Annotated in this window: 5 protein-coding genes and 1 pseudogene; 5 read left to right on the top strand and 1 reads right to left on the bottom strand. The window is 41.2% G+C overall.

Annotated elements, in window-relative coordinates:
• The 5 genes and pseudogenes from AAGC65_RS02715 to AAGC65_RS02695 form a co-directional block, all read left to right on the top strand.
• Positions 1-620, top strand: a pseudogene (locus AAGC65_RS02715) (gfo/Idh/MocA family oxidoreductase); the annotation flags it as partial.
• A 100-nt stretch (positions 621-720) separates the two neighbouring features.
• On the top strand, positions 721-1758 hold the full coding sequence (locus AAGC65_RS02710) for a FecR domain-containing protein (RefSeq protein WP_343110866.1): 1038 nt from the start codon (positions 721-723) through the stop codon (positions 1756-1758).
• Positions 1759-2156: 398 nt separating this feature from the next.
• Positions 2157-5510 (top strand): TonB-dependent receptor, encoded by a 3354-nt coding sequence (locus AAGC65_RS02705; protein ID WP_343110865.1) that lies wholly within the window; start codon positions 2157-2159, stop codon positions 5508-5510.
• A 17-nt stretch (positions 5511-5527) separates the two neighbouring features.
• Positions 5528-7153, top strand: coding sequence for a RagB/SusD family nutrient uptake outer membrane protein (locus AAGC65_RS02700; RefSeq protein ID WP_343110864.1), 1626 nt, complete (start codon positions 5528-5530; stop codon positions 7151-7153).
• A gap of 68 nt (positions 7154-7221) precedes the next feature.
• Complete coding sequence (locus AAGC65_RS02695) at positions 7222-8181, top strand: glycerophosphodiester phosphodiesterase family protein (RefSeq protein ID WP_343110863.1); 960 nt, start codon at positions 7222-7224, stop codon at positions 8179-8181.
• 43 nt (positions 8182-8224) lie between these two features.
• On the opposite strand, the gene AAGC65_RS02690 is transcribed toward AAGC65_RS02695, so the two are convergent.
• Positions 8225-10237, bottom strand: coding sequence for an HRDC domain-containing protein (locus AAGC65_RS02690; RefSeq protein ID WP_343110862.1), 2013 nt, complete (start codon positions 10235-10237; stop codon positions 8225-8227).
• Positions 10238-10326: the final 89 nt, after the last annotated feature.

Below are 10326 nucleotides of genomic sequence, written 5' to 3'. Positions count from 1 at the left end.
GTACCTGGTTAGGCCCCAACGAGTACCATTTTTATAATCATGAGTTAGATCCTGCTCCTGGTGAGAATATGTGGGCCAGGTGGCGCGATTTTAAAGGTTTTGGCGGCGGAGGTATGACCGATTGGGGTGCCCACATGTTTGATATTGCTCAATGGGCAATGGATATGGATGAAAGCGGTCCCTTAGAGGTTATTCCCCCTGATGGTAAAGAACATGCTTTCCTGACCTATATTTATGATAGTGGCGTAAAAATGTATCACGAAAATTTTGGTAAACAAAATGCCATGCGTTTTATTGGTACAGATGCCACTATTGATGTACAAAGGCATAAACTGGTAGTGCCGGAAAACTTGCAAAATAAGCAAATTGGTGAAAGTGAAAAGCATGTTTATTTGAGCACCAACCATTATAATGATTGGCTAACTGCTATAAAACAGCGCAGCAAGCCAATTTGCGATGTAGAGACCGGTCATCGTACGGCTACAGTTTGTAATATTGGTAACATAGCCTATGAAGTTAAAAAGCCATTGAAATGGGATCCCAAGAAAGAACAATTTAATGATGCCGGTGCTAACCAGTTGCTTAGCCGCAAAATGAAGGCCGGGTTTAATATTTTATAATTACAGATTAGTAGCCTTTTTAGCTATTTAAAATAAAAAGGAATTAAAATACTTATTTGTAAAAGTGTTTAGCCGTTTTACATAAAACTGCTGTAGAGATATGGGTGTTAAAAACAGAGTGTGGATTTTGATGGGTAAAAAGCTTTCGGGCTCGTTAACGCATGACGAAGAACAGGAGCTGGAGGAGCTTTTTCAAGCCTATCCGGATGTTTGGTACACCTATGAAATATTAAATAGCCTTGACGAAAAAGAGGATATTCCGCAGGGCTTTATTAATGAAATTGAAACACTGTTAAAATACGATGAGATCCATATAGCAGATAAGGTTGAACAGGTAGTTGTTCACAAACCTAAAATACTGCCTATGTGGTTAAGGGTGGGCGCAGCCGCGGCTGTATTGGTTTCTTTTTCATGGATAGCGATATTGGGTTATAAATACTTCAATAATACCTCAAAGTCAGTAAGCGATAACAACGAAATTGTTGTACAGAAAGGTACTAAGACCGATGTTACCCTACCAGACGGCAGCAGGATCATTTTAAACTCAGGCAGTAAGCTGACTTATGCTAAAAATTATGCCTCGGCCGATGTGAGGGAAGTTACCTTATCAGGTGAGGCTTACTTTAAAATTGTACATGATCAGCAACATCCCTTTATTATCCATACTGCTCATTTCGATATCAGGGATATCGGGACAACCTTTAATGTACATGCTTATCCCGGCGAAAAAAACTCAGAAACAGCACTAATTGAAGGCGCAATTGAAATAGCGCTGAAAAATAATGCCGCTCAAAAAATTCTGCTTAAACCTCATCAAAAAGCCACACTTAATAATAGTAACCATAATTATAAGATCATATCCCTGAATGCGGTTAACGGCAGCAAAAGTGAATTTGCCGAAACAGCCTGGATCAATGATGAGCTGATATTTAAAAATGAAGCGTTTGAAGATCTGGCCAAACAAATGGAAAGACGGTATAATGTTGAAATTACCTTCGTCGATGAAAAAATAAAAAAAGCATATCTCACCGGTACGTTTAAAAATGAGAGCATTGACCAGGTTTTAAAAGTACTGCAATTGCTTACCCCCTTTAAATACCAGATCAATCGCGATAAAATAACTATCCAGTCCATATAAATTCACACCCTCTTTCGTAATAATCAACCAGCCATTTGGCCGGTTTCTTTCCTATGCTCAAAACGCATTGCTTTTGAATAAGACTCTTTTTGCTGTAACTGTAATAAGTATGGATCAATAGCCTGTGTGCGGGGATTTACAAATAGTTATAAAATAAATATTTCTGCTTAGTAGAATTATGAAAGTTCACAGTCTTCTCACATATATAGGCAATAGTTGCAGAGTTTGTTCACCTTTTTTAAAAATTATGAAATAAAATTTACATCGCACCACACCAAAGTTTGCTAAACGAAAAAAGGGAAATGCGGCAACATTCCCCTTTAAAATTTTAAGCAAGAACTAAAAACGAGCGTACTTGAATTACCCCATTTATTATTGATTACTTAAAACACAAATGTATGAAAAAAAAAATGCTGCATGCGGTTAAATGCCATATGCGGAAGCTTCAACTAACTATGCGGTTTACCATATTATTCGTATTTCTGTTTTGCATGCAGCTATCTGCAAAAGTGTATTCTCAGAAAGAGGTTACTGTAAAAACAGAAAAAAAAGAAGTTAAATTGATCAAGGTATTTGAAATGATTGAAAGTCAGAGTAAATACCGTTTTTTTTATAACAACAATGAAGTGCCTGTTAATGAAACGGTACAGATAAAAACCAATGGCGAAGTAGCAGTGGAAGACCTGCTGCAGTCCACCTTGAAGAAATTCGATCTTATTTACAATATCCTTCAAAACAATCTGATCATTATTGGGCCAAAAAACAGTAAAATGGCCCCGATCAAAATAAAGGGCGTTGTTAAGGATAGTAAGGGAGCACCATTACCCGGTGTTTCTATCCGAATCAAAAATCTGAATAAAGGGACTATAAGCGATGTGCGCGGTCGTTTTGAGATAGACGCACCTGACGATGCTGTATTGGTATTTTCATACATCAGTTTCCAGACACAGGAAGTAACTGTAAACAGCAAGAAACCAGTGATGGAAGTAACCCTGCTTGATGACAGTAAAAACCTTGACGCTGTGGTAATAGTAGGTTACGGAACGCAAAAAAAATCGTCGGTTACGGCAGCTATTTCTACCTTAAAAGGTGCGGATATCGTGAATAACCCCGTAGCAAACATCAGCAATAGTTTAGCAGGTCGCATACCAGGCATATTGGCTTTTCAGGCCAGTGGTGAGCCGGGTGCCGATGATGCAAACATTAGCGTGCGCGGAGTTGGTACAACGCAAACATCAAATAACACCCCGCTTACTATTGTTGATGGTATCCCGAGACCGTTTTCGCAGATCAACCCTAATGAAATTGAGAGCGTAACTGTGTTAAAAGATGCTGCCGCGGTAGCTCCATACGGTTTAGCCGGTGCCAACGGTGTAATTTTGGTTACTACCAAACGTGGTAAAGCAGGTAAAATTTCTTTAGCTTACAATAGCTGGTATGGTATTCAGCGCCCTACAAATTATCCCGACTTTTTAAACGCTTATGACTATGGCGTGGCTTTAAATCAGGCTAATAAAAATGCCGGTTTACCTGCAGCATATACAGATGACCAGCTGCAAAAATATAAAGACCATTCAGACCCTAACCATTATCCTGATAATGATTGGCTGCGTGATGTATTGAATTTTAGCGCGCCTATGACATCGCATAACTTAACCTTTAGTGGTGGTTCAGATAAAGTTCGTTTCTTTAGTTCTTTAGGCTATTTATACCAGGAAGGTTCTGTGCATGTTATCAATTATTCTAAATACAATATTGCTACCAACGTTGATGTAAACGCTACCCCAACTACTACGGTATCATTGGATATAAAAGGCACTTACGCCAAAACTAAAAACCCCGCAGGCACGTCAGGAACGGGTATTTATACCTCTGTTACCAAAAACTCGCCCTTGTTAAAAACACCTTTGCAGTTTACCAATGGTATGCCGGGTAATACTTTATTGCCATCAATATATGATAGCGGTTATAATAATAGTGATAACAACACGCTGTTTACCCAGTTATCTATCGAGCAAAAGCTGCCTTTTGTACCGGGTTTGGCTATTAAAGGTGTAATTGCATACGATAAGAACTATTTATTCGGAAAGGCTTTTCAAACACCTTATACCTACTATAGTTTAAACGCCTCAAATGAATACGTACCGGTTAAAGCGGGCGTAGCGGCACCCAGCCTAACCGAAAAGTTTAATCAGGGTATAAATACCACGCTGCAAGGTTACATTACTTATCAGCGTTCGTTTGGTAAAAATAATGTGAACCTATTGGCCGTTGCCGAAAAAAGAGATGGTAACAATAACGCTTTTGGTGCTTCGCGCCAAAACTACCAGGTTTATCTGGATGAGCTTTCATTAGGTAGCTCCAATAAAAACGATTACGATAACAGTGGGTCGTCAAGCAGTTATAAACAAATGGGCTACGTATACCGCGCCGGTTATGACTATGATCAGAAATATTTTGCCGAGTTTTCGGGCAGGTATGATGGCGACTATTATTTTGCTCCCGGTAAACGATACGCCTTTTTTCCAGCTTTTTCGGTAGGATGGCGGTTATCGCAGGAGAGCTTTATCCGGGATAATTTTACCTGGATTGATAATCTGAAGCTGAAAGGCTCAATTGGTAAATCGGGTAACCTGGCTGGTACGCCGTTTCAATACCTAAGTTCGTACGGAGTTAAAAATAGTTATGTATTTGGTGGTACTTCATATACCCAGGTGCAAGGAGTTCAGGAAAGTGCCGAAGCTAACCCTAATATAACCTGGGAAACTTCAAACAAGGTAAATATTGGCTTAGAGGGCGATTTATTTAAAGGCCAGCTGAACTTTGAGGTTGATGTGTTTAAAGAACGCCGCTCAAACATGCTGGTAAGTCCTAATGCTGTAGTTCCTGTTGAATATGGTATTGGCATTGCCCAGGTAAATGAGGGTATCATGGATAACAAAGGACTTGATTTTTCCATATCTCACTCGCACAGATTTTCAAATGGCTTAACCTATAATTTAGGTTTTAACTTTAGCTATGCCCAAAATAAATTAATACAAACTTTTGAAAGTCAGGATACTTACAGTAATCCGAACAGGAGAAAAACAGGCAGGCCTTTAAATACCCAGTTTGGTTTGCAGGCTATAGGCTTTTTCCAGTCGCAGGCCGATATAGATGCTTCACCAACCCAGTTTGGTACATTAATTCCGGGCGATATCAAGTATAAGGATGTTAACGGCGACCATAAAATAGATCAGAACGATTATGTGCCGATAGGTAAGCCATCTTTCCCCGGAATTATTTTTGGTTTCACCGGCAACGTAGCCTGGAAAGGGATTGATCTAAGCATGCTTTGGCAGGGAGCCGGTAATGATAATTATATGCTTACCGACGAAGCGGCGACCGCGTTTTTTAACGGCGCCAAAATATTTAAAGAACAATTAAATACCTGGTCGCCAAGTAATCCTAATGCCAAGCTACCTATATTGCTGCCTTCGCCGGATACCAATACCTCGCAGCCATCCTCACTGTTTGTACAAAACGGAGCTTATTTGAGGCTTAAAACCGCGCAGTTGGGCTATACTTTCCCGCTGTTGTTTACCAACAAAATCGGACTGAAATCTTTAAGGGTTTTTGCTTCCGGACAAAACCTGTTAACATTTTCAGCTAATAAATTCATTGATCCTGAAATATCCAGCTCAGGAAGTACAAGGGCAAGGTATTACTTCCAGCAAAAGGTTTTTTCAATGGGGATAAATGTGAATTTCTAATTTCTTAGGATACAAAAATGAAAGCAATAAAATCAATTATTTTAGCAATAGTTTGTATATCGGCAGTATCGTGTAATGACAAATCGTTAGATGTTACCCCAACAGATCAGTTAACGGATGCTACCGTTTTTACATCGGCAGCCAACGCTACGCTGTTTTTAAATGATATATATAATAGTTTAAACCCGGGGCCGTGGTCGTCAGTATTTACTTTACAACCAACTGAGGTTAGTAATGACCCCCTTGATAATTATTCAGATAACTCTATAAGCGGGCCAATAGCGGGTATCCCGTCATACCAGGCGTTTACCAATGATTCATATGGCCCAACAGTTCCAATATTTGATAAGCAATGGGCAAATATGTACGCCAATATCAGGAAATGCAATTTGTTCATCACCAAAACTACAACCGCTACTTTTGATGATGCTTCAAAAAAATCCCTGATAGCGCAAGCACGGTTTTTAAGGGCTTATTATTTTAAATCATTGATGGATCTGTACGGCGGTGTGCCGCTGGTACTTAAAGTGCTTGATCAGGCTACCGATGGGGATGCAATTTTTTATCCGAGAAACACTTACGATGAGTGTGTAACCTTTATTGAAACAGAATGTGAAGCCATTCAGGCCGATCTGCCGCTTACCGTTACCGGAAACAACATTGGCAGGGCAACCAAAGGTGCAGCACTGGCCTTAGAAGGTGAGGAGCAGTTATACGCAGGAAAATGGGCAAATGCTGCCGCAACCAACCTGAAGATCATGAACCTGGGTGCAGGTTATGATCTGTTCAGTGATTACGCAGGTACATTTTATTCGGCCAATGACGATAATAAAGAGGTGATATTTGATATCCAATATGCACCCATCATTAAAGGACATGCCCGGGATACCTATTGGGGCCCGCCGGTGGTAACAGATGGTACAGGTTATGGCGCGGTAAACCCAACCCAGGACCTGGTTGATACCTATGAGTTTTTGGATGGCAAAACTGAGGCCGAAGGCTCTGCGTTGTTTGATCCTAATAATCCATATACCAACAGGGATAAACGTTTTGCAGCTTCTATTTTATACGATGGATGTACCTGGCGCAATGGTATTATATCTACCAAGTCGGGCGGTAGCGCCGGTGGACGTACCGGCTATTCGCTCCGTAAAATATTAGATCCAACTGTAGTGCCTGGCAGCGCCAACATCGGTCAGTTAACCGGTGGCTCCAATGCTATTATATGGCGTTATGCAGAGGTTTTGTTAAACTATGCTGAGGCTAAAAACGAAGCTTCGGGCCCGGATCAAAGCATATATGATGCGATTAATAAAATACGTGCCCGGGGCGGTTTACCGAATTTACCAACCGGATTATCACAGGATGGTATGCGCCAGCGCATAAGAAGAGAACGCCGCATTGAGCTGGCCTTCGAGGGTAAACGCCTATTTGACCTATGGCGCTGGAAAATAGCTGAGCAAGTTTTCAGTCAGCCATTAAGAGGTATGAAAATTACTCCGTCGGGCAACACACTAACGTATCAGAAGGTAGCCATCGCAAGTGCGAAAATTACATTTAATCCGGCTAAAAACTACCGGATGCCTATACCGCAAACGGTGATTGCTCAAAATTCAAAAATTACTCAAAACCCGGGTTATTAATGATATGGGGCTCGGTACTTACAAAGTACCGAGCCTTGTTTTATTGTTCACATATAAATCAAATCTTTATGAAAAACTCTATAAAGCATTTTGCGGGCATCCTGGCCTTATCGGCTATTGTTTTTATAACCGCAATTAGTTTTAAGCAGGAAAATAAACTCTTTACGTTTAAGCTTCATAATGCCAATGATGTAAAGGAATTTTTTAGATATACACCTGATGCCGTTCCGTTCATCAGCGCGCACCGGGGCGGTGCCCGAAAAGGGTATCCTGAAAACTGCATTGCTACGTTTGAAAACACACTCAGCCACGTGCATTCCCTTTTAGAGATGGATCCGCATTATACTAAAGACAGCGCCATAGTGGTAATGCACGACCCAACGTTAGATAGAACCAGCAATGGTACCGGTAAAATTGCCGACCATACCCTGCAGGAAATTAAAAGCTACCGCTTAAAGGATGTTGATGGAAACCTGACCAGCTACCAAATACCAACGTTAGATGAAGTTTTAGAATGGGCTAAAGGGAAAACCATGTTAGTAATGGATATGAAAGAATTATCAATAGAGGCCCGTGTAAAAAAAATACAGGAACATAAAGCCTATGCCAGCACCATCATCATGGCTTACACCATTGCCGATGCGCAAAAATGCTATAAGTTGGATAAAAACATAGTGATGGAAGTAATGCTGAATAGTGTTGAAAAGATAAAGGAGTTTGATAACTCTGGTGTGCCCTGGCAAAATGTGTTTGTTTTTGTAAGCCAAAAACCGGTAACAGACCCTACCGTATTTAATGAAATTCATAAAAGAGGTGCCATGTGTATGGAAGGTGTTGCCTTTAGCTACGATGCCGCCTACACCAAAGGCGAGATCAAAAGCGTAGATGAATTGAACAAAGATTATAAAAGCGTAATAGCTGCCGGTGCCGATATTATTGAAGCAAACCTGGCTATTGAGGTAGGGGCTGCCATCCATGATCTGCAACAGGCTAAACTTGCTTCATCATCAAAGGCTAAGTTTTTTTAATATAAAGGTGGTTGGATAGATCAGTTGAAAGCAAGTAGTTAACTTAAAACAGACTTACCTGTTCTGTTCCCGGTCCTTGTAATTCCTGCTGGTAGGAGCGTATCATATTGATAAGCTCCTGCCCGTATTGTAGGGCTTTTTGCTGACCTACGCCTTTTATTCCACTAAGTGCTTTGAGGGTAGCGGGGAGTTTTTCGGCAATAGCTGCCATCGTGTTTTCAGAAAGCACCATATTGGGCATTATCCCGCTTTTGTCAGCTTCGGCAATTCGCCAGCTCATGAATTGGTTGTAAAGTTCTTCATTGGGCTTGGCGTTTAAGGCTTTAACATATGATCTGGATTGGTCGGCTAAGGATTCAGCACGTGATTTTTGTTTAAGTTCAAGATAATTTGCAGTGGTAAAATTTTTTTTGGAAAAATATTCCATCAGGCTTATCCTCATCATGATCCATTGCAGCAGCTGGTCGGCTTTTACGGCTTTTTCTTTTGACTGGCCAATGGTAGTGGGTAATTGCCGGTGAAGGTTTTCGGCAGCTGTTTTTAATTTATCATAAAAATATGAGGCGGCCTTTTGAATGCGTTCAGTACTAAACGTATTGAGTTGTCTTGTAAATTTATCGGCAACATCCAGTACCTCTGTTGCGAGGTCAGGAACTAACTCTTTGAATGGGGTGTTTTTTTTCTTCAGACCGTTAAAGTTAAATAACTCTGTGAGCAAAAATTGCCGGTAAAGTTCCTGATCGCGAAACAATTGTTCCAGATCAGGCTTGCGCTTTTTTGTCGCTTCGTTAAAATGGGTAATGGCTGGGTCGCCAATGATATTATGTGCCGCTATAGGATTACGCAGCACCATACCCGATAAGCTACGGCAGCGGCTTAGGGCTACGTAGGCCTGGCCATGCGTAAAGGCTTCGCTCACATCAATAATGGCTTTGTCAAAACTCAGGCCCTGGCTTTTGTGTATGGTGATTGACCATGCCAGTTTCAAGGGTATCTGGGCAAAACTTCCGGCATTAGTTTCGTTGATCTCCTCCTCGGCCATCTGGTATTTAATGTTGGTCCACTCCATTGCTTCTACGGCAATTTCTTTACCCTCATCGCCCGACCGAACAAATACTGTATCGCCTTCCACGCAGGTGACCGTACCTATCTTTCCATTATAAAAAAGCTTTTCGGCAGAGCTGTCGTTTTTAACAAACATCACCTGTGCGCCAATTTTTAATTTGAGCTTAGTTTCGGTAGGGTAGGCATCTTTCGGAAAATCTCCGCGTATGGTTGCGTTAAATTCAAATTCCTCGCCTGGCAGCGCTTCAACAAATTCATTATTAATTTGCTGGGCAATGCTATTGTGGGTGGTGAGGGTAATATAAGGGTCATGAGCAGCAGGTCTGAAACCGGGTTGATAGCGGGCGTTCAACAACTCCAGGTTTTCGGGGCTGATAGTTTGATTGCGCACTTCGTTCAATATGTCAACAAAGGCCTGTTCTTTTTGCCTGAAAACATGGTCGAGCTCAATGCGTACATAAGGGCTCTTTTGCATCACCAAACTGCTGAAAAAGTAAGGGGTAGCATAGTAGCGGCTCAAGAGCATCCATTCTTCGTCTCTGATAATCGGGCTTAATTGCGATAGATCGCCGATGAGCAATACCTGCACACCGCCAAAGGGATAGCTGTTTTCCTTTACATTGCGCAGTATCAGGTCAATTTGGTCAAGCACATCAGGGCGCACCATGCTCACTTCATCAATGATCAATAATTCCAGATTGGCCAACAGATCCTTTTTTTCGGGACTGTAATGTAACTCAGGTTTTGAATCACCGGTCGGAATAAGCGGGCCAAAAGAGATCTGGAAGAACGAATGGATAGTCATTCCCCCGGCATTGATGGCAGCCACACCGGTAGGGGCAACTACAGCCATTTTCTTAGTTGAATTTTTCCGGATGCGCTGCAGTAAAGTGGTTTTACCGGTACCAGCTTTACCCGTCAGGAAAACTGCGGTATTGGTAGACTCAACATAATCTAATGCCAGCGACATTACCGGGTTTACTATCTCCATTTTAGCTGCAATAATAAACGCGAAAATAACACTAAAAATATTAGTATTTCATAGATTTCTGCCAAATACTTTCCACAAATTATTGCAGA

The sequence above is a fragment of the Mucilaginibacter sp. genome (assembly GCF_039207105.1).
Lineage (GTDB): Bacteria > Bacteroidota > Bacteroidia > Sphingobacteriales > Sphingobacteriaceae > Mucilaginibacter.
The sequence above is the reverse complement of the archived record's forward strand: the minus strand, read 5'-3'. Positions and strand labels throughout refer to the sequence as shown.